The organism is Streptomyces sp. NPDC058751 (assembly GCF_042746485.1).
In the GTDB taxonomy this organism is placed as follows: Bacteria; Actinomycetota; Actinomycetes; order Streptomycetales; family Streptomycetaceae; genus Streptomyces.
On record NZ_JBHYPZ010000079.1, the window covers coordinates 1 to 20,252 of the forward strand.

Annotated in this window: 14 protein-coding genes and 1 pseudogene; 10 read left to right on the forward strand and 5 right to left on the reverse strand. The window is 72.5% G+C overall.

The window, feature by feature from the left end:
* The first annotated feature begins 313 nt into the window (after window positions 1-313).
* Window positions 314-544 carry a hypothetical protein gene (locus ACFW6B_RS40230; protein ID WP_386604745.1) on the forward strand — a complete coding sequence of 77 codons (231 nt, stop codon included), beginning with the start codon at window positions 314-316 and terminating at the stop codon, window positions 542-544.
* A gap of 108 nt (window positions 545-652) precedes the next feature.
* Here ACFW6B_RS40230 and ACFW6B_RS40235 read toward each other — a convergent pair whose 3' ends face one another.
* Both ACFW6B_RS40235 and ACFW6B_RS40240 read right to left on the reverse strand, forming a co-directional pair.
* Window positions 653-1,381: a 4'-phosphopantetheinyl transferase gene (locus ACFW6B_RS40235; RefSeq protein WP_386604747.1), complete on the reverse strand. Its 729-nt coding sequence runs from the start codon at window positions 1,379-1,381 to the stop codon at window positions 653-655.
* Window positions 1,329-2,237 carry a metallophosphoesterase family protein gene (locus ACFW6B_RS40240; RefSeq protein WP_386604749.1) on the reverse strand — a complete coding sequence of 303 codons (909 nt, stop codon included), beginning with the start codon at window positions 2,235-2,237 and terminating at the stop codon, window positions 1,329-1,331. The genes ACFW6B_RS40235 and ACFW6B_RS40240 overlap by 53 nt, the downstream gene beginning before the upstream one ends.
* A 254-nt stretch (window positions 2,238-2,491) precedes the next feature.
* On the opposite strand from ACFW6B_RS40240, the gene ACFW6B_RS40245 reads away from it, so the two are divergent.
* Both ACFW6B_RS40245 and ACFW6B_RS40250 read left to right on the forward strand, forming a co-directional pair.
* Window positions 2,492-3,688, forward strand: coding sequence for an ATP-grasp domain-containing protein (locus ACFW6B_RS40245; protein WP_386604751.1), 1,197 nt, complete (start codon window positions 2,492-2,494; stop codon window positions 3,686-3,688).
* A 154-nt stretch (window positions 3,689-3,842) separates the two neighbouring features.
* Window positions 3,843-5,522, forward strand: a complete 1,680-nt coding sequence (locus tag ACFW6B_RS40250) for a carbohydrate binding domain-containing protein (protein ID WP_386604754.1) — start codon at window positions 3,843-3,845, stop codon at window positions 5,520-5,522.
* A 119-nt stretch (window positions 5,523-5,641) separates the two neighbouring features.
* Here ACFW6B_RS40250 and ACFW6B_RS40255 read toward each other — a convergent pair whose 3' ends face one another.
* Together ACFW6B_RS40255 and ACFW6B_RS40260 are read right to left on the reverse strand one after the other, a co-directional pair.
* The gene (locus ACFW6B_RS40255; RefSeq protein WP_386604756.1) at window positions 5,642-6,979 is read right to left on the reverse strand and encodes a 6-phospho-beta-glucosidase; all 1,338 of its coding nucleotides are present in this window, start codon (window positions 6,977-6,979) and stop codon (window positions 5,642-5,644) included.
* A gap of 294 nt (window positions 6,980-7,273) precedes the next feature.
* Window positions 7,274-9,973: an FAD/NAD(P)-binding protein gene (locus ACFW6B_RS40260; RefSeq protein WP_386604758.1), complete on the reverse strand. Its 2,700-nt coding sequence runs from the start codon at window positions 9,971-9,973 to the stop codon at window positions 7,274-7,276.
* A 324-nt stretch (window positions 9,974-10,297) separates the two neighbouring features.
* On the opposite strand from ACFW6B_RS40260, the gene ACFW6B_RS40265 reads away from it, so the two are divergent.
* Together ACFW6B_RS40265 and ACFW6B_RS40270 are read left to right on the forward strand one after the other, a co-directional pair.
* Complete coding sequence (locus ACFW6B_RS40265) at window positions 10,298-11,212, forward strand: Ig-like domain-containing protein (protein ID WP_386604760.1); 915 nt, start codon at window positions 10,298-10,300, stop codon at window positions 11,210-11,212.
* Between the two features lie 240 nt (window positions 11,213-11,452).
* Window positions 11,453-12,856, forward strand: coding sequence for a glycoside hydrolase family 16 protein (locus ACFW6B_RS40270; RefSeq protein WP_386604762.1), 1,404 nt, complete (start codon window positions 11,453-11,455; stop codon window positions 12,854-12,856).
* 67 nt (window positions 12,857-12,923) lie between these two features.
* Here ACFW6B_RS40270 and ACFW6B_RS40275 read toward each other — a convergent pair whose 3' ends face one another.
* A complete protein-coding gene (locus tag ACFW6B_RS40275) occupies window positions 12,924-13,832 on the reverse strand; it encodes an AraC family transcriptional regulator (RefSeq protein WP_386604764.1) in 909 nt (302 codons plus the stop codon).
* Window positions 13,833-13,977: 145 nt separating this feature from the next.
* Here ACFW6B_RS40275 and tkt point away from each other — a divergent pair, with 145 nt between their 5' ends.
* The 5 genes and pseudogenes from tkt to ACFW6B_RS40300 form a co-directional block, all read left to right on the forward strand.
* A complete protein-coding gene (tkt, locus tag ACFW6B_RS40280; RefSeq protein ID WP_386604767.1) occupies window positions 13,978-16,071 on the forward strand; it encodes a transketolase in 2,094 nt (697 codons plus the stop codon).
* Between the two features lie 19 nt (window positions 16,072-16,090).
* Window positions 16,091-17,260, forward strand: coding sequence for a transaldolase (gene tal / locus ACFW6B_RS40285; RefSeq protein WP_386604769.1), 1,170 nt, complete (start codon window positions 16,091-16,093; stop codon window positions 17,258-17,260).
* Window positions 17,257-19,023: a glucose-6-phosphate dehydrogenase gene (gene zwf / locus ACFW6B_RS40290; protein WP_386604771.1), complete on the forward strand. Its 1,767-nt coding sequence runs from the start codon at window positions 17,257-17,259 to the stop codon at window positions 19,021-19,023. The genes tal and zwf overlap by 4 nt, the downstream gene beginning before the upstream one ends.
* Window positions 19,020-19,955, forward strand: coding sequence for a glucose-6-phosphate dehydrogenase assembly protein OpcA (gene opcA, locus ACFW6B_RS40295; protein ID WP_386604773.1), 936 nt, complete (start codon window positions 19,020-19,022; stop codon window positions 19,953-19,955). Before zwf ends, opcA begins: the two co-directional genes overlap by 4 nt.
* A pseudogene (locus ACFW6B_RS40300) lies at window positions 19,948-20,252 on the forward strand (glucose-6-phosphate isomerase); the annotation flags it as partial. The gene opcA and the pseudogene ACFW6B_RS40300, both read left to right, overlap by 8 nt.

The window sequence follows — 20,252 nt, forward strand, 5'->3', positions numbered from 1 at the left end:
TCCCCCCCGCGCCCGCGGGGGGGGGGGGGGCGGGGCCGGGGGGTTACGGCCCCCCCGGGGCCTACCCCCCGTTCCCCCGCCGCCCGCGCCGGCGGCTCCCGAGCCGCCGTCGCGGCGGCCTGCGAGGCCGTCCGGCAGGCGGCCCCAGCGCTCCCCTCCAGCGTAGGGGCCCCTGTTCCACCTGGGGTTTCCATGAGGTTTCGCCTCCGCTAAGCGGGCGAACCTCCGCGTACCGAAACCGGATTGTCAGTGGCGGGCGGCAAGCTGGGGTCAGGAGCAGTGTCACGACCAGCCGACCGGGGAGAGCCGTCCGATGCCGACCGCCGTACTGACCGACCACGAACGCGCCGCCGTGCAGGCCTACCTCCGCCTCCTCCAGACGGTACGGGCGGCCTTCGACGACCCGCCGGCCGGCGGCCGGCCCCCCGTGGTCCCGCCCGCCGTGCTCGCCGAGACGGAGCGGGCCCTCGACGCGGCGGGCCTCGCCGGCAACGAGGGCGCGTTCTTCGAACTGCTGCACTCCTGGTGCCCGGCACCGGGCTGACCCGGCGCGGGCGGCGCCGGAGCCACCGTCCGGACGCCGACGGCGTACGTTCGGGCGCCGAGGCAGTGGCGGCGTACGGCCAGGCGTCCCGGCTGTGGCGGCGTGCGGTCAGGTGCCGGGTCCCGGCTCCGGGTCCGGCCCGGTGTGCGGGACCGTGACCGCCGTCGCGACCAGGCCGTGCCGGACCGTCCAGCGGCCCCTGAAGGTCTGGACGGGAACGCCGCCCACCACGGGGCCCGGGACCAGGAGCCGGGCGCTCAGGCTTCCGGCGGGGCCGCCCGTGGCGGGCGCCGGGTCGAGGGAGATGCCGATGTCCGCCCCGGAGAAGTCGAGCCACTTGCCGGTGAGGGGGAACCACGCCTTGTAGACGGACTCCTTGGCGCTGAACAGCAGCCGGTCCCAGTGGACGGCGGGCACCCGGGCGCCGAGCCGGTCCAGCCGTTCCGACTCGGCGGGCAGGGCGACGGCCTCCAGGACGTCGTCGGGGAGCGCCAGATGGGGTTCGGCGTCGATGCCGAGGGAGGCGAGATCACCGGCACGGGCGAGCGCGGCGGCGGCGTAGCCCTCGCAGTGCGTCATGCTGCCGATGACACCCTCCGGCCACCGCGGGGCCCCGCGCTCGCCCGGCAGCACGGGCGCCGGGGCCACGTCCAGTTTCTCCATGGCGCGCCGGGCGCAGACCCGCACGGTGGCGAACTCGCGGCGCCGCTTGTCCACGGCCCGGGTCAGGACCGCCAGTTCCTCGGGGTAAAGGCTCGCGAGATCCGCCTTCCCGGACAGTTCGTCACCGTGGCTCTCCACGGCCACCACCGACTCCGGAAGCAGTTCCTCCATCACCGGCTTTGACCTCCATCGGCAGAATGCGGCGCAGCGCGCCCGGTGGTCCCGGTCGCTTGCGCCATTCTCGCGGATAGCCCACCGACACCTCCTCGAACCGGACGCCCTCGTGCCAGGTGGTCCGGGGGATGTGCAGATGTCCGTAGACCATGGTCTCGACGCGGAACCTGCGGTGCCAGTCGGCGGTCGCCGCCGTGCCGCACCACATGGCGAACTCGGGGTGCCACAGGACGTCCATCGGGTGGCGGTCCAGGGGGTAGTGGTTCACCGGGATGACCGGCAGGCCGTCGGGGACCTCGGCGAGCCGGCGTTCGGTCTCGGCGACCCTGGCCCGGCACCAGTCCTCGCGGGTCGGATACGGGTCGGGGTGGAGCAGGTACTCGTCGGTGCACACGATGCCGGTCCCCTCCGCGTACGCGAGCCCCTCGGCCTTGGTGGCGCAGCCCTGCGGCAGGAAGGAGTAGTCGTAGAGCAGGAAGAGCGGCGCGACGACGGCGGGGCCGCCGGGACCCTCCCAGACCGGATAGGGGTCCTCGGGGGTGACGACGCCCAACTCCCGGCACAGGGACACCAGATGCTCGTAGCGGGCCACGCCGCGGAGCTGGACCGGATCCTTGGGATGGGTCCACAGCTCATGGTTGCCGGGCACCCAGACGACCTTGCGGAAGCGCTCGCCGAGCGTCCGGAGGGTCCACCGGACGTCTTCGACGATCTCCCCGATGTCACCGGCCACCAGGAGCCAGTCCTCGTCCGTCTCGGGACGCATGTCCTCGACCAGGGCGCGGTTCTCGGCGTAGCCGATGTGCAGGTCGCTGATGGCCAGCAGATTTCCGGCACCGCCGTCTGTCGGCCGCACGCGCCACCCCCGTAGAAACGAATGCCAACACAACAGCACATGCTCCGGCCGCCGGACAAGGAGGCCCCGGCGGGCGGGGCGGGGAATCCGTAACATCCCCGTAGCAGCATCGGGGTCCCGCGCCCCTTATGATCGCCCCGACACCACCGATCGAAATCTGCTCTGGCGTGCGACGGCTCGGTGTACCTCCCCTACCCCTGGCCGGGCCCGGCCCGCTCCGCCGTGCCCGCGAACCCCCGAATGGTGGCTTTTGCATGGGCTCTCGCGTACGCGTCTGGCTCAACCGCACGTACGCGGAGAACGTGTTCTTCATGGACCAGCTGCGAAATAATCCGCAGCACCGCGCGGTCGAGATCCACGCCACCCACGGCGACCCCGACTCCCCCGTGCTGGCCGCCGCCGACACCGCCGAGACGGAGCCCGAGGGCCTGTCGCCGCGCGCCTACGTCGAGTACGCCCTCGACATGTGCGCACGCCGTTCCGTCGACGTCTTCGTGCCCCGCCTGCACCAGGCGGCGATCGTGGCGCAGCGCGCCGAGTTCGCGGCGCTCGGCACGGCGCTGCTGGCACCGTCCGCGGAGGCGGTCGCGGTGTTCCACGACAAGGCCGTCGCCTACCAGGCCGTGGAGGCCGTGGGCATCCCTGTTCCCCCGTGGTACCGGGTGCGCGCGGTCGACGAACTCATCGCGGCGGTCGAGGAGTTGGAGGCCGCGGGTCAGCGGGCCTGCTTCAAGCCGGCGGCCGGGGCCGGCGGGGTGGGCTTCCGGGTGATCACCCGGTCCCCCTTCTCGCTCGTGCACCTCAACGGCTTCCCGAGCGCGTACGTGCCTCTGGACCTGGTGGTGGAGGCGCTGCGCACGGCGGCGGAACCCGTCGACTGGCTGGTGATGCCGCACCTCGGGCAGCCGGAGGTGTCGGTGGACTGCCTCACCGGGCCGGACGGCCGGGTGCGCATGGCCATCGGCCGCACCAAGAACGGGCGGCGGCGCGGATTCACCCTCGACGACAGGTGGATCGCCCCGGCCCGGCTGCTCGCCGAGGCGTTCGGGCTGCACTACCTGTCCAACGTCCAGTTCCGCATGTACGGCGACGAACCGGTGCTGATGGACGTGAACACCCGTCCGGCGGGCGGTCTGCACCAGATCGCCCAGTGCGGGGTCAACGCCCCTTGGGCCGCTGTGCAGTTGGCACTGGGCGAGGAGACCGGCGAGGTGGTCCCGCCGTTCCTCGGACCGGACTACACGGTGGTCGCGGGGCCGCGTCCGGTGCGTCCGGTGCCGCTGCCCGCGCAGCGGACGGACTCGGGCGCGCCCACCCTGCCCGCGATTCCGGCGCAGGCCACGGAGCCGGCGCCCGCGCAGACCACGCAGTCCGTGCCTGTGGAGGCGGCCGCCTCCGCCGTTCCCGCCCAGGCCGCCACGGCCGCCTCCACGGCGATCGCGCCGGCCTAGGACCCGGCCGACAGACCCGGCCCCCCACCCCTCTTTACCGGTATGGACCAATTCCCGCGCGGTGTCTTGACAGCGGGATTGGTCCATACCAACTTGGTTGCGCACCTCTCAGCACTCCCGAACACCCCCATATCTCCAGGGAGATCGCGTGCGCATGAGCATCCTCAGACGTTCCAGACATCGTTTCCTCGCCCTGCTGGGCACGGCCGCGCTGGCCCTCGCCGGTGCGGTCGCCCTGCCGGGTACGGCCGAGGCGGCCAACATCCTGTCCAACCCGGGATTCGAGACCGGCGGCCTCTCCCCCTGGTCCTGTTCCGGCAACCTGGGATCGGTCGTCTCCAGTCCCGTGCACGGGGGCTCCAAGGCCCTTGCCGGCGCGGCGAGTTCGAGCGACAACGCCCAGTGCGCCCAGACCGTCTCCGTCCAGCCGAACACGACGTACAGCCTCTCCGGCTGGGTGCGCGGCAGCTACGTCTACCTCGGCGTGGACGGCGGTTCCTCGACCTGGACCACGTCCCCGTCGGCGTACAGCAAGCTCACCGTGTCCTTCACGACCGGCGCCTCGCAGACCAGCGCCAGGATCTACGTCCACGGCTGGTACGCGCAGGGCACCTACTACGCCGACGACATCAGCCTCGACGGTCCCGGCGGCGGTGGCGGCGACACCCAGGCACCGACCGCGCCCACCAACCTGACCTCCACCGGCAAGACCTCCTCCAGCGTGTCCCTGTCGTGGAGCGCGTCGAGCGACAACGTCGGCGTCACGGGGTACGACGTCTACAGCGGCTCCAACAAGGTGCTCAGCGTGTCGGGCACGAGCGGCACGGTCGGCGGGCTGTCCGCGAGCACCGCCTACTCGTTCACCGTCAGGGCGCGCGACGCGGCCGGGAACACCTCCGGGGCCTCCAACTCCGTGAGCGTCACCACGAACGCGGGCGGCGGGGGCGGCACGGGCTTCAAGCAGGCCGCTCCCTATCTGTACGAGGGCTGGGGCGATCCCCCGAACCCGGTCACGGTGATGAACGCGACCGGGATCAAGTGGTTCACGATGGCGTTCGTGCTCGACTCCGGCGGCTGCAACCCGGCCTGGGACGGCAGCCGGCCGCTGACCGGCGGCGTCGACCAGACCGCCATCAACCAGATCCGTTCCGCGGGCGGTGACATCGTCCCGTCGTTCGGCGGCTGGCAGGGCAGCAAGCTCGGCGCCAACTGCTCCTCGGCGAGCGCGCTCGCCGGTGCGCTGCAGAAGGTGATCGACGCCTACGGCCTCAAGGTGATCGACATGGACATCGAGAACACCGACGAGTTCGAGAACGAGGCCGTGCAGGCGAGGATCCTGACCGCGCTGAAGACCGTCAAGGCCAACAACCCCGGTCTGAAGACGATCGTCACCTTCGGGACCTCGACGACCGGCCCGACCTACTACGGCAACCGGCTCATCGAGCAGGCGCAGTCCCTGAACGCCGGCATCGACGTCTTCACCATCATGCCGTTCGACTTCGGCGGCGGCTCCGACATGTACGGCAACACGGTCAACGCCACCGAGGGGCTGAAGAACAAGCTGAAGTCGACCTTCGGCTGGGACGACGCCACGGCCTACTCCCACATCGGCATCTCCGGCATGAACGGCCTGTCCGACCAGCAGGAGACCACGACCCCCGCGATCTGGACGTCGATCCGTGACTGGGCCAACTCCCACCACATCGCGCGGCTCGCCTACTGGTCGGTCAACCGCGACCGGTCCTGCCCCGGGGGCGGCGTGGTGAGCAACTGCTCCGGCATCAGCCAGAGCACCTGGCAGTTCACGTCGATCACGGCAGGCTTCACGGGCTGACGACGACGGAGGAGAAGTACACGGTGGGCCGTCCGGGACGTCCGGGCGGCCCACCGCGTCGTGCTCGTACGCCGGTCGCCGGTCACCGGTCACCGGACGTCGGCCACCCGCCGCGCCGGTCAGGCCAGATACGCGAGACCCGGGTGCACGACCGTGTAGCCGTCGACGAGGGCCCGTGCCACGCCGACCGAGTCGACGAGCGGGTGCAGGGCGAAGGCCTTCACCGCGGCCGTACGGGAGCCCGACTCGGCGGCGGCGAGCACTTCCCGCTCCACCGCCTTGACCGCGCACACGAGTCCGGTGGCGTGGCCCGGCAGCGGATCGACGGCGACGGGATGCGCGCCGTTGGCGTCCACCAGGCACGGCACCTCGATGACGGCCTCGGCGTCGAGGACGCCCAGCGTGCCGCGGTTGCGGACGTTGAGGATCAGGGTGGTCCGTTCGTCGCGGGCGATGGCCCGCATCAGGGCGAGCGCCACCTTCTCGTAGCCGCCGGAGAGATCGTCGTCCTCGCGCTCCCCGGCACCGGCGGCGTCCCGGTTCTCCGCCATGTACGTGGCCTCGCGCTCGGCGCGGGTACGTTCCCAGGCGGCCAGGGCCGCCGCGTCCGGTCGCCCCATCTCCTCGTAGAAACCGGCCTGTTGGTCGCGCAGGAACGCGCCGCGCGTCTTCTCGGCCCGCTGGTAGGCGTGGACGGTCTCGCGGTTGAAGTAGTAGTAGTGCAGGTACTCGTTGGGGACGGCGCCCAGGGACCGGAGCCACTCGGGGCCGAACAGCCGGCCCTCCTCGAAGGAGCCGAGCAGGGCGGGATCGGCGAGCAGACGCGGGAGTTCGTCACGACCCGCGACGCGCAGGCCACGCACCCAGCCGAGGTGGTTGAGCCCGACGTAGTCGATCCACGCCTCGCGCGGGTCCGCGCCGAGGACCCTGGCGATGCGGCGCCCGAGGCCGACCGGCGAGTCGCAGATGCCGATCACACGGTCGCCGAGGTGGCGGGACATGGCCTCGGTGACCAGCCCGGCGGGGTTGGTGAAGTTGATGACCCAGGCGTCGGGCGCGAGCCGGGCCACCCGCCGCGCGATGTCCACGGCGACGGGCACGGTGCGCAGGCCGTAGGCGATGCCGCCGGCCCCGACCGTCTCCTGGCCGAGGACGCCCTGGGCGAGGGCGACGCGCTCGTCCGCCGCGCGCCCCTCCAGACCGCCGACGCGGATCGCGGAGAACACGAAGTCGGCGCCGCGCAGGGCCTCGTCGAGGTCGGTGGTGACGGTCACCTCCGGCGCGTCCGGGTCCCCGGCCGCCTGCTCGACAAGGACGCGGGCCACGGCGGAGAGCCGTCCCGGGTCCAGGTCGTGCAGCACGACCCGGGTGACGCGGCCCTCTGCCCGGTCCCCGAGGAGTGCCCCGTACACGAGCGGGACACGGAACCCGCCGCCGCCCAGAATGGTCAGCCTCACGCAAGTACCACCTTCGCAGTTCGTGCGGTGGGACGGGCCGCGCCGCGAGGGGGTGCGCCGCGGCCGTCCGTCCCGCCCATGTCTTCCAGGGAGCAGCGTGCCACCGCGCGCCCGGCCCGGCCCGTCACCCCCGCCCCGGTTCCCGGTCCTGCCGGGGTCCCGGCAGGAGGATCGGGCGCCGTCCACGGGGCGCTCCGGCACCCGTGTCCGTACCGGCTGTCCCGTCGCCGCCGACCCGGCGGGGACACCGTCGCCCCGCGCCCGGCGGTCCGCCGGGTCCGGGCCGTGCCGTCGTCAGCCGGGCAGGGCCGCCAGCAGGCGCCGGTCGCGGGGGGCGTGGCGGCGGTCGAGGCGGGTGTCCAGGAGGCGCCGGGCGGCCTCGCAGCGGCCCGCCGCGACGAGGGCGTACAGCAGTGTCTCCTCGACGACCTCGCGCTGGGCCGCGCTGCCGCCGACCCGGGCGAGCACCGGCAGAAGGGCGTCCAGCCCCCGGGCGGCCTCGTGGAAGCGCTCCTCGACGAGGGCGGTCAGCGACTCGCACAGCGGGGCGACGACCTCGCGCTGCACCGGATCGGCGCCGGCGGCGTGGTCCCGCAGCCGGCGCAGTCCCGCGAGATCACCGGCGGCGGTGAGCGCGACGGCGGCGTGCAGCGCGATGAAGGGGGTCCCGGGCCGTTCCACGATCTCGTGGGCGACGCTGTCGAGCACGTCCGCCGCCGGCACCCGTCCCCGCCAGCTGTCGCTGATCCGGGCCCGCCACAGCAGCGACCCCGAGTCGACCAGGGCGCGTACGCCGGTCACCCGCCCGGGCGCGAGCTGTGCGAACCAGCGTCTGCGCACGGCCGCGGGGTCGTCCAGGGCCAGTTCGTGCAGGGCGGCGTGCCAGGAGAAGTGGGCGCGGTGGACGGCGCCCCGTCCGTGCCCGGACACCCAGTCGTCCAGCCAGTCGCGGCCCCTCTCGTGGGCCCCCGACTCGTAGTGGACGTGGGCCAGGGCGTGCGCGGCGTGTCCGGAGGCGGGCTCGGCCGCCAGTGCGCGCCCGGCCAGCTCGGCCGCCTCGTCGTAGCGGCCCTGGCCCTGCCGCAGGAAGGCGAGGAGCGAGACCGGGAACCAGTGGCCGTCGTAGGCGGGCGAGACGCGCTCGACCAGGTCCGGCGCGCGGGCGGTGTCGAGCTGTCCGACGCCGGAGAAGGCGATGGTGGGCACGGCCACGGCGAGCGCCAGCGCGTCGGCGGGGTGGGCGGCCAGGTGCCCGAGCAGGGCGCGCGCGCCCGCGTCCGGGCCGTCGCCGCGCACGCGGTGGGTCACCACGTCGACGAAGGAACGTTCGCGCGCGTCGGCCCGTTCCCTCGCGCAGCGCCGTGCGTCGGCCAGTGCCCGCGGTACGTCGACGTCCGCGCCGCACTCGTGGCCGAGCAGGGCGAGGGCCGCGTGTCCGAGCGCGAAACCGGGGTCGAGGGCGACGGCGCGCGCGAAGGCGTCCTCGGCGCCCGCCCTGACCTTGAGGACCCGTTCCAGGCCGGTTCGGTGGGCGGCGGCCGCCTCGGCGTGGGTGGACAGCGGGAGCCCGTGCGCGTCGAGGGGCCGGCGGCGGCGCCGGGGGGCCGGCCGTGCGAGCAGCCGCTCGGCCAGGTCGGCGGCCTGGGCGCGGATCTCGGGGATCGCGGTGGTCTCCCACAGTTCACCGCGGCGTGGAGCGCCGAGGGTGAACACCGCGAGCGGGGCCCCGCCTCCGGCGTCGAGGAGCCGGCCGTCGCGGGTCGCGACACCCAGGCCGAGCGGGCCGGGCACGGCGGCACCCGTGCCGAACAGGGAGGCCCACAGGGGGTCTTCGGGGCGCGGCCCCGGTCCGGTGCAGTCGATCACCCAGCCGGCCGCGATGTGCCGCCCGTCGACGAGCGTGAGCAGCTCGGTGCCGTCCGGCCCCGGGACGGCGTCGGCGATCGCGCCGGTGTGCACGCGCAGGCGGCGGGCCGTGCGGGCGCGGTCCAGCGACTCGGCCGTCGCCGGTGCCATCCGGTGCCGGTGGGTGTTCCAGAGCGCGCCCTCGCCGCGCAGGAAGGCGGCGCGTTCCTCGGGTGTGAGGCTGCGCCACAGGCGCGCGGTGTGCGGGCGCAGGCTGTCGAGGGCGGGGCGCCAGTCGCCGTGGGCGCGTACGGCGCGGCCGATGTGGCGGTAGACGGTCCGGCGCAGCGTGGACAGGGTCGGCGCGTCGAGCCCGGGGGGCGCGGCCATCGCCGGTGCGGGGTCCAGCGCGTGCGGCTGTGGCAGCAGACCGGTCCGGGAGAGGGCGTGCACGGTGCGTCCGGGGCGGTCGAGGCTGAGCGCGAGGTCGACCGCCGTGAGGCCGGTGCCCACGAGCAGGACGTCGTCGCCCGCGCCCTTCCGCGCGCGGTCGGCCGGTCCGGCGAGCGGTCCGTCGAGCGCGCCGGGCGCCCAGGGCGATCCGACGAACCGTTCGGAGCCGCGGAGCCGGGGCGGGGCCCAGGAAGCCGTCGGGGAGGCCGGGCCGGTGGCGAGGACCACGCTGTCGGCGACGAGGCCGTCCCCGTCGGCGAGCCGGAGCTCGAGACCGCCGTCCGGGACGGGTGCCAGGGCTTCGGCCCGGGTCCTCAGCCGGCGCACGGTGACCGTGCCGTGGGCGTGGACGATCGCCCGGGCCAGGGTGTCGGCGAGGTAGGCGCCGTACCGGTGGCGGGTGGCGAAGTCGGTTCCCCTGACGGTGGGTTCGCCGTGCCGGCACAGCCAGCGGGTGAAGTGGCCGGGGTCGTCGGGGTAACAGCTCATGCCGCCCGCGGGCACGTTCAGCCGGTGCCGGGGGTCGGTGGTGGCGTACGCGCTGCCGCGCCCCGCTTCGGGGGCGGGGTCGATCAGGAAGAGGTCGAGCGGGATACCGCGGCGGGCCGCCGTCTCGCAGAGCTGCACGGCGGTCAGCGTGCCGGCGGCGCCCACTCCCACGATGGCCACGGTGTGCCGTTCACAAGCTGGATTCACGGATGCCTCCGGCGTGGGTGGGCTCGGTTCCGGCAAGCGGGACTGTTCCTTCGTTCCCGCGACCGGGGGTCCGGATGGGACTCCCGGGAGCGGGCTCTCGCGGAGTTCTCGTGGATCTCACGGAAGAACTCGGGGACCGGACGGACGCTTCATACTCTGTTCACAATTCGGAGCGGCCCGGCAACCGTGGATTCAGGCCGTATCCGCGGATGTCTTCACCGGAATCTCAGGCCGGGGCGGCCGGATTCAAAGAATCAACCCAGACGACTCCCGCAGGATGCACCCGCAGTGGTGGTGGTTGAAAGACGCGAGGAAAGGCGTTCCGTGGGTTTCCCCGAGATATCGAACCGGCACGGGTCCGCACCGCGGGATCCGGGGCCCGCACGACGGCGACCGGAGCGTTCCGCCTGGTCACGGCGCGGGGTCCTCGCGGCCTTCGGTGCCGTCGTCCCGGCTCTCGCGCTGAGCGGGTGCGGCGATCCGGCGGGCGCCGCCGAGAAGAAGGACGCGACGACGGGCGGGGCCGACGGGGCCGGTCCGACGGCGAAGACGCAGGTGAGGACGCCGGCGGTCACCGTCTCCCCCGCCGACGGCACGAAGGGGGCCGGTTTCACCGCTCCGGTCGTGGTCTCCGTGACGAACGGCACGCTCTCGGCGGTCGAGGTGGCCGGCAACGACGGTTCCGTCCTGGCCGGATCCTTCGACGCGGACCGTACGCGCTGGACCTCGGACAGGAATCCTTACTCGGGCACCGAATACACGGTCAGGGCGAAAGCGGCGGGCGCCGCGGAGCACACCGCGACGTTCGTCACGAAGTCCCCGGCCGAGACATTCGCCGGCCATTTCACGCCCGAGGCGAATTCGACCTCCGGCGTCGGCATGCCCGTGTCGATCGACTTCACCCACGCCGTGACGGACCGGGCCGCGGTGGAAAAGGCCATCACGGTGACGGCGGAACCCGCGGTCGAGGTGGTCGGCCACTGGTTCGGGAGCACCCGGCTCGACTTCCGTCCCGCCGAGTACTGGGCGGCGGGCACGAAGATCACGCCGAGTCTGCGCCTCAGGGACGTCGAGGGCGCGGACGACGGCTCCGTGGCGGGCTACCGGTTCTACGAGAGCTCGATGCTCGGGGACGTGGTGGTCGTCCGGAACTCGGGCGAGCGGACCGTCGAAGCGTCGAACGGTCTGAACGGCTGGAACCTGTCGTGGGCGGACTGGAAGGCCGGCAGCGCCCTTTGAACGCCGCAGCCGATGAGCGGACTTCAACTCCCCGTCCCGGCACGCCCATCGGGTCTTCTTCCTTTCTTCACGGCGTGAACTCCCGCACGCGCAAAGGACTTTCTCGGCTTCACCTCTTGACGACCGGAGTGGCAGAGAGCACATTGGCCGCGCACCCTTTCTGAGAGCGCTCTCAGATCCATGGGAGCGCTCCCTCCCCCACCCGCGCAGCACCCCACACCCGTACGCGAAGAGGCACCCATGAGTGAAACTTCCGGCACGCCCGGACGCCGCCCGGTACGGCGCGTCCTGATCGCCGTGCTCAGCACCCTGAGCCTGGCGGCGGCCGCCGCGACCGCGGCCACCCTCCCCGCCAGCGCGTCCGCTCCCACACCCCCCACCGGCTGGTCCCAGGTCTTCGTCGACGACTTCACCGGGACCGCGGGGAGCGGCGTCAACACCACCAACTGGCAGTACACGACGGGCACCAGCTACCCCGGCGGGCCGGCCAACTTCGGCACCGGCGAGGTCGAGACGATGACCTCCAGCACCAGCAACGTGTCCCTGGACGGCAACGGCAACCTGCTGATCACCCCGCGCCGTGACGCCTCGGGCAACTGGACCTCGGGCCGCATCGAGACCAGGCGCACCGACTTCCAGCCCCCCTCCGGCGGCAAGCTGCGCATGGAGGCGCGGATGCAGCTGCCGAACGTGACCGGCGCCGCCGCCAAGGGCTACTGGCCCGCCTTCTGGGCGCTCGGCGCGCCCTACCGCGGCAACTACCAGAACTGGCCGGCCGTCGGCGAGCTGGACATCATGGAGAACGTCCAGGGCCTCAACACCGAGTGGGCCACGATGCACTGCGGCACCAACCCGGGCGGCCCGTGCAACGAGACCAGCGGCATCGGCGGCAACACCCCCTGTACCGGCACGACCTGCCAGGCGGGCTTCCACACCTACGCGATGGAGTGGGACAGGTCGACCAGCGTCGAGGAGGTCCGCTTCTACCTCGACGGCCTCAACTTCCACACGGTGAAGGCTAACCAGGTCGACGCGACCACCTGGGCGAACGCCACCAACCACGGCTACTTCATCATCCTGAACGTCGCGATGGGCGGCGGCTTCCCGGGCGCCTTCGGCGGCGGCCCCGACAGCGGCACGGAACCGGGTCACCCGCTCGTCGTCGACTACGTCCAGGTGCTCCAGGCGGCCGGCGGCGGAGGCGGCGGCACCACTCCCCCGCCCACCGGCAACCGTGACGCCTACAGCGCCATCCAGGCCGAGTCCTACGACAGCCAGAGCGGTGTCGTCACCGAGACCACCACGGACAGCGGCGGCGGCCAGAACATCGGCACGATCGCGAACGGCGACTACGCGGTCTACAAGGGCGTCAACTTCGGCTCCTCGGCGGCCAAGCAGTTCTACGGCCGGGTCGCGAGCGGCGCGGCCGGTTCGGTGAGCGGCCTGGTCGAGGTGCGCCTCGACAGCCGTACGAGCACACCGGTCGCCAGCTTCTCGCTGGCCAACACCGGCGGCTGGCAGTCCTGGAGGACCGTACCGGCGAACATGAGCTCCGTGACCGGAACCCATGACGTCTACCTGACCTTCACCAGCGGCCAGCCCGCCGACTTCGTGAACGTCAACTGGTTCAACTTCGGTCACTGAAACCGGAAGTGACGGGTGATCACTCGTCACGAGGCTGAGCGGGGCGGACGCACGAGGTCCGTCCCGCTCAGCGCAGTTCGGTGCGGAAGACCACCGGGGTCGTCCCCGTGTGCTGGTGGAAGAACTTCGAGAAGTTGGCCGGGTCGGGGAAGCCGACCGCGGCCCCGACCCGCCCGATCGGCATGTCCGTGTGGGCGAGGAGCCGTTTGGCCTCCAGGACGACCCGCCTGTCGATGAACCTCTTGGGCGTCTGGCCGTTGGCGGCCCGCACCGCGCGCACCAGGGTGCGGCGCGAGTACCCGAGGGCGTCGGCGTAGGCGCTGACGCTGTGGTTGACGGCGAAGTCCTTCTCGACCGCGTCCCGGAAACGGGTGAACGTGGTGTCGGTGCGCTCGTGGGCGGACTCCGCGGAACTCGCGGCGAGGTGGGCGAGACGCAGCAGGAACGCGGTGAGCGAGTGCCGCAGCACGGCGGTGCGCAGGCTGAGCGGCAGCGTGGTGGTGTCGACGTACTCGCGCTCCAGCTGGGTGAGCGCGTGTTCCAGCGCCGTCAGCCGGGCGGCGTCCGGGCGCAGCAGCGGGGGCAGGTCGTAGCGGTAGAGGCCGGTCGCCTCGACGGTCGCGCGGGGGAGGAACCCCGGCTGCATGGTCAGGACGGTGCCGCGGTAGGGGGCGGTGCTGGAGAAGCGGTGCACCTGGCCGGGCCGGATCCACAGGAGGTCGCCCGCGCGGGCCTCGTACTCGGCGAAGTCGACCATGTGCCGCACGGGCCCCTCGTGGAAGAGCATCACGACGTGGAAGTCGATGCGGTGCACGCGTTCCAGCGGGGCGTCCGCGTGCCAGGTGCGCCCGGTCCCCATCGCGCCGACCTGCATGCCCACGCCGGACAGGCTCAGCTCGGCCGGAAAGGGAAAGGTCCTGATCCCGTCCTGGCCGCCCCGGCCGCCGGTGCCGTCTCGGGTGGTTCTGTCGCTCATGTCCTTCTCGTGTCGGCTCGCCGCTGCTCCACGTGTCCCACTTTCACCGAAGGCTGACACACGGACACCTTCCCCGGCAAAAGTCCGACTTTTAGGTTTGAAGGCACAGCAGCAGTTTCAGGCCTCCCGTGAGGACTTCTTGAAGATGAGTACGCAGGGCTCCGCCGGATTCACCTGGACCGAGCTCGACCGACGTGCCGTCGACACCGCCCGTCTCCTGGCCGCCGACGCCGTGCAGAAGGTCGGCAACGGTCACCCCGGGACCGCGATGAGCCTGGCCCCGGCCGCGTACACGCTCTTCCAGAAGGTGATGCGGCACGACCCGGCCGACCCCGAGTGGACCGGCCGTGACCGCTTCGTCCTCTCCCCCGGCCACACCTCGCTGACCCTCTACACCCAGCTCTTCCTGTCGGGTTATGAACTCGGCCTCGACGACCTGAAGGCGTTCCGCACCCACGGCTCCAAGACGCCGGGCCACCCCGAGTACGGGCACACCGCGGGCGTGGAGACCACGACCGGTCCGCTCGGCCAGGGTGCCGCCAACGCGGTGGGCATGGCGATGGCGGCCCGCTACGAGCGCGGTCTGTTCGACCCCGGGGCCCCCGGGGGCGAGTCGCCGTTCGACCACACCGTCTGGGCGATCGTCTCCGACGGCGACCTGGAGGAGGGCGTCTCGGCGGAGGCGTCCTCGCTCGCCGGGCACCAGAAGCTCGGCAACCTGGTCCTGCTGTGGGACGACAACCACATCTCGATCGAGGGCGACACGGCGACCGCCTTCTCCGAGGACGTCCCGAAGCGCTACGAGTCGTACGGCTGGCACGTGCAGCGCGTCGAGCCCGCGCCCGACGGCGACATCGACGTGCACGCCCTGTACACCGCGCTCGAAGCCGCGCGGGCCGAGACCGGGCGTCCGTCCTTCATCGCGATGCGCACGGTCATCGCCTGGCCCGCCCCGGGCGCGCGGAACACCGAGGCCGCGCACGGCTCGGCGCTCGGCGCCGAGGAGATCGCCGCCACCAAGCGGCTCCTGGGCTTCGACCCGGACCGGACGTTCCAGGTCGACGCCGACGTGCTGGCCCACGCCCGTCAGGCGCTGGACCGGGGCGCCGAGGCGCACGCCGACTGGGACAGGCGGATCGGCGCGTGGCGCGCCGAACGGCCCGAGAACGCGAAGCTCTTCGACCGGATCGTCGCCGGCCGGCTTCCCGAGGGCTGGGAGTCCGCGCTGCCGGTGTTCGAGGAGGGCACGGCCCTCGCCACGCGTGCCGCGTCCGGCAAGGTGCTGCAGGCGCTCGGCGCGGTCATCCCCGAGCTGTGGGGCGGCTCCGCCGACCTCGCCGGCTCGAACAACACCACGATCGACAAGACCAGCTCGTTCCTCCCCGAGGGCAACCCGCTGCCCGAGGCGGACCCGTACGGCCGCACCATCCACTTCGGCATCCGCGAGCACTCCATGGCCGCGGAGATGAACGGCATCGCGCTGCACGGCAACACCCGCATCTACGGCGGCACCTTCCTGGTGTTCTCCGACTACATGCGCAACGCCGTCCGCCTCTCCGCCCTGATGCAGCTCCCGGTGACGTACGTGTGGACGCACGACTCCATCGGCCTCGGCGAGGACGGCCCCACCCACCAGCCGGTCGAACACCTCGCCTCGCTGCGCGCCGTCCCCGGCCTCAACGTCGTCCGCCCCGCCGACGCCAACGAGACGGCCGTCGCCTGGGCCGAGATCCTCAGGCGGCACGCCACGAACCCGGCCCCGCACGGTCTGGTCCTCAGCCGTCAGAACGTGCCGACGTACGAGGCGGACGAGGACGCCGCCAAGGGCGGCTACGTGCTGTTCGAGGCCGAGGGCGGCTCACCCGAGGTCGTCCTGATCGCCACCGGCTCCGAGGTGCAGCTCGCCGTCGCGGCGCGCGAGCTGCTGGAGGCCGAGGGGATCGGCACACGCGTGGTGTCGATGCCGTCCGTCGAGTGGTTCGAGGAGCAGCCGGCGGAGTACCGGGCCCGCGTCCTGCCGCCGTCCGTGAGGGCACGCGTGGCGGTCGAGGCCGGAATCGCCCTGACCTGGCACCGGTACGTCGGTGACGCCGGACGCGTCGTCTCGCTGGAGCGCTTCGGCGCCTCCGCCGACGCCGGGACGCTGTTCACCGAGTTCGGCTTCACCCCCGAGAACGTCGCCGCCACCGCCCGGGCCGCACTCGGTCCGACGACCGGCACGGCCGCCCTGCGCGGTTGATCCGCCCGCACCAAGGAAGATGATCACTGTGACCGAAGCAACCGCGACAGCGGTACCCCTCGAGCGCCTCTCCGGCGAAGGCGTCTCCGTCTGGCTCGACGACCTCTCCCGCGAGCGGATCGAGTCCGGCAACCTGGCCGAACTCGTCGCGACGCGGCACGTGGTGGGCGTGACCACCAACCCGTCCATCTTCCAGGCCGCCATCGGCTCCGGCGAGGGGTACGGACAGCAGCTCGCCGACCTCGCCGTACGCGGGGTGACGGTCGACGAGGCCGTCCGCATGATGACGACCGCGGACGTGCGCGCCGCCGCCGACATCCTGCGCCCCGTCTTCGACGCGACCGAGGGCCGTGACGGCCGGGTCTCCATCGAGGTCGACCCGCGGCTGGCGCACGACACCGCCGCGACCGTCGCCGAGGCCAGGCAGCTCGCCTGGCTGGTCGACCGCCCGAACGTGATGATCAAGATCCCGGCGACGAAGGCCGGTCTCCCGGCCATCACCGAGGTCATCGGCCTCGGCATCAGCGTCAACGTCACGCTGATCTTCTCGCTGGAGCGCTACCGCGAGGTCGCGGACGCCTATCTGGCGGGCCTGGAGCGGGCGCTGGCCGCCGGCATCGACCTCGCCGGCGTCCACTCCGTCGCCTCCTTCTTCGTCTCCCGCGTCGACGGTGAGATCGACAAGCGGCTCGCGAAGCACGGCACGGACGAGGCCCTGGCGCTCAGGGGCCGGGCCGCGCTCGCCAACGCCCGTCTGGCCTACGAGGTGTACGAGGAGGTGTTCGGCACCGCCGACGGCACGACGGGGGGCGGCGCCCGCTGGACGGCGCTCGCCGCGTCCGGTGCCCGCGAGCAGCGCCCGCTGTGGGCCTCGACGGGCGTCAAGGACCCCGCGTACAAGGACACCCTGTACGTCGACGAACTGGTCGCGCCGAACACCGTGAACACCATGCCGGAGGGGACGCTGAACGCCACCGCCGACCACGGCGACATCCACGGCGACACGGTGACCGGCGGCTACGAGCGGGCCCGTGCCGACCTGGCCGCGATCGAGGCGTTCGGGATCTCCTACGACGAGGTCGTCGGGCAGCTGGAGGACGAGGGCGTCGCGAAGTTCGAGGCGGCCTGGGAAGACCTCCTCGACGCGGTGGCGACGTCCCTGCGGGGCGAGGGAGCCGAAGAGGAATGACCAGGGACGATGCTCTTTCCGACGGAGGCCCGCAGGACGCGGCCGCCGCGCCGCAGGGATCCGGTGACACGGCCGGGGAACAGACCGGCCTGACGCACGGGACCCCGGCCGGGGTGCTCGGCGGCCCGGAGACCGGGGCACCCGCCGCCACGCACGACAGCCGGACAGCGGCCCAGGCACCCGCCGACGCGCTCGGCGGCCCGGAGGCCCGGGCTCTCGCCGACGCGCTCGGCGTGGCGGCCGAGTGGGACAACCCGCTGCGCGACCCGCGCGACCGCCGACTCCCCAAGATCGCGGGCCCCTCCGGTCTGGTCATCTTCGGTGTCACCGGAGACCTGGCCCGCAAGAAGCTGATGCCGGCCGTGTACGACCTCGCCAACCGGGGCCTGCTGCCACCCGGCTTCTCGCTCCTCGGCTTCGCCCGCCGCGACTGGGAGGACCAGGACTTCGCGCAGGTGGTGCACGACGCGGTGCGCGAGCACGCGCGGACCGAGTTCCGCGAGGAGGTCTGGCAACAGCTCTCCGAGGGCATGCGGTTCATCCCCGGCGACTTCGACGACGACACGGCGTTCAAGCAACTGCGCGTAGCAGTCGACGAGTTGGACAAGTTCCGGGGCACCAGCGGCAATTACGCCTTCTACCTCTCCGTGCCGCCGAAGTTCTTCCCGAAGGTGGTGCGGCAGCTCAAGAAGCACGGGCTGACGACCCCTCCCGAGGGGTCCTGGCGGCGCGCGGTCATCGAGAAGCCCTTCGGGCACGACCTGGCGAGCGCCCGCGAGCTGAACAGGATCGTGCACGACGTGTTCGACCCGGAGCAGGTCTTCCGGATCGACCACTACCTCGGCAAGGAGACCGTCCAGAACATCCTGGCGCTCCGCTTCGCCAACCAGATGTACGAGCCGATCTGGAACCGGTCGTTCGTCGACCACGTCCAGATCACGATGGCCGAGGACATCGGCATCGGCGGCCGGGCCGGCTACTACGACGGCATCGGCTCGGCCCGGGACGTCATCCAGAACCACCTGCTCCAGCTCATGGCGCTGACCGCCATGGAGGAACCGGCCGCCTTCGACGCCGAGTCCCTGCTCGCCGAGAAGCTGAAGGTCCTCCAGGCCGTGAAGCTGCCGGAGGACCTGGGCGAGCACACCGTGCGCGGCCAGTACGCGGAGAGCTGGCAGGGCGGCGAGAGGGTACGCGGCTACCTCCAGGAGGACGGCATCGACCCCGGGTCGACGACCGACACCTACGCGGCCGTCAAACTCCAGGTGGACAACCGCCGCTGGGCGGGCGTCCCGTTCTACCTCAGGACCGGCAAGCGCCTCGGGCGGCGCGTCACGGAGATCGCCGTGGTCTTCCAGCGCGCCCCGCACTCCCCCTTCGGCTCCACGGCCACCGAGGAACTGGGCGCCAACGCGATCGTCATCCGCGTCCAGCCCGACGAGGGCATGACGGTGCGCTTCGGATCGAAGGTGCCGGGTACCTCGATGGAGATCCGGGACGTCACCATGGACTTCGCGTACGGCGAGTCGTTCACCGAGTCCAGCCCGGAGGCGTACGAACGGCTGATCCTGGATGTCCTGCTCGGCGACGCCAATCTCTTCCCCCGTCACCAGGAGGTGGAAGAGTCCTGGAAGATCCTCGACCCGATCGAGACGTACTGGGAGAGCCACGGCACGCCCGCGCAGTACGCCTCGGGCAGCTGGGGCCCCGAGGAAGCCGACGAGATGCTCGCACGAGACGGACGGAGCTGGCGCAGGCCATGAAGATCGACCTGACCGACACCACGGCAAGCAAGATCAACAAGGCGCTCGTACGGGGGCGCCGGGCCATCGGCACCCCCGCCGTGGGCATGGTCCTGACGATGGTCATCGTCACCGACGAGGAGAACGCGTACGACGCGATCAAGGCGTCCGAGGAGGCCTCGCGCGAGCACCCCTCGCGCACCCTCGTCGTCATCAGGCGCGTCGCCCGCACCCCGCGCGACCGCACCCGCTCCCGTCTGGACGCCGAGGTGCGCGTCGGCTCCGACGCGGGCACCGGCGAGACGGTGATCCTGCGGACGTACGGCGACGTCTCCGACCACGCCGACTCGGTCGTCCTGCCGCTGCTGCTGCCCGACGCCCCCGTCGTCGTCTGGTGGCCGGTGGACGCGCCCGAGACCCCGGTCAAGGACCCGCTGGGCGCCCTCGCCCAGCGCCGGATCACCGACATGTACGCCGTCGAGGCACCGCTCGACGCGCTGGAGGCCCGCGCCGTCTCGTACGCGCCGGGCGACACCGACCTGGCCTGGACCCGGCTCACGCCCTGGCGCTCCATGCTGGCGGCGGCCCTCGACCAGGCCCGTACGAAGGTGATCTCGGCGACCGTCGAGAGCGAGGCGCAGAACCCGAGCGCCGAACTGCTGGCCCGCTGGCTGGAAGCCCGCCTCGGGGTCAGGACCGAACGCGTCGTCACCGCGGGCCCCGTGGTGACCGCCGTCCGGCTGGGCACCGAGAACGGCGAGATCGTCATCGACCGCCCCGAGGGCCCGCTCGCGACCCTGTCCCTGCCCGGTCAGCCCTCCCGCACCCTCGCGCTGAAGGTGCGCTCCACCTCCCAGCTCATCGCCGAAGAACTGCGCCGCCTCGACGCGGACGAGATGTACGCCGTCGCCCTGCGCGGCGAGGCCCCCGAGGAGAACCCCCGTCATGTCTGAGTACCCCAAGCCCACCCGGCGTCCGGAGTGGACGGCCCTGGAGAACCACCGCGCGACCGCGATGAGCGGCCCGCGGCTGCGTGACCTGTTCGCCGACGACCCCGCGCGCGCCGAGCGCTACGTCGTGCGGGTCGGCGATCTGCACATCGACTACTCCAAGCACCTGATCACCGACGAGACCCTGGCCCTGCTCCAGGAACTCGCCGTCGCCACGGACGTGTTCGGGCTGCGGGACGCGATGTTCCGGGGCGAGAAGATCAACACGACCGAGGACCGGGCGGTGCTGCACACCGCGTT

What these genes read in the sequence shown, in the direction of transcription:
- ACFW6B_RS40230 (WP_386604745.1), top strand. Translation starts at nt 314, where the DNA reads ATGCCGACCGCCGTACTGACCGACCACGAACGCGCCGCCGTGCAGGCC.
- ACFW6B_RS40245 (WP_386604751.1), top strand. Translation starts at nt 2,492, where the DNA reads ATGGGCTCTCGCGTACGCGTCTGGCTCAACCGCACGTACGCGGAGAAC.
- ACFW6B_RS40250 (WP_386604754.1), top strand. Translation starts at nt 3,843, where the DNA reads ATGAGCATCCTCAGACGTTCCAGACATCGTTTCCTCGCCCTGCTGGGC.
- ACFW6B_RS40270 (WP_386604762.1), top strand. Translation starts at nt 11,453, where the DNA reads ATGAGTGAAACTTCCGGCACGCCCGGACGCCGCCCGGTACGGCGCGTC.
- ACFW6B_RS40275 (WP_386604764.1), bottom strand. Translation starts at nt 13,832, where the DNA reads ATGAGCGACAGAACCACCCGAGACGGCACCGGCGGCCGGGGCGGCCAG.
- tkt (WP_386604767.1), top strand. Translation starts at nt 13,978, where the DNA reads ATGAGTACGCAGGGCTCCGCCGGATTCACCTGGACCGAGCTCGACCGA.
- tal (WP_386604769.1), top strand. Translation starts at nt 16,091, where the DNA reads ATGATCACTGTGACCGAAGCAACCGCGACAGCGGTACCCCTCGAGCGC.
- zwf (WP_386604771.1), top strand. Translation starts at nt 17,257, where the DNA reads ATGACCAGGGACGATGCTCTTTCCGACGGAGGCCCGCAGGACGCGGCC.
- opcA (WP_386604773.1), top strand. Translation starts at nt 19,020, where the DNA reads ATGAAGATCGACCTGACCGACACCACGGCAAGCAAGATCAACAAGGCG.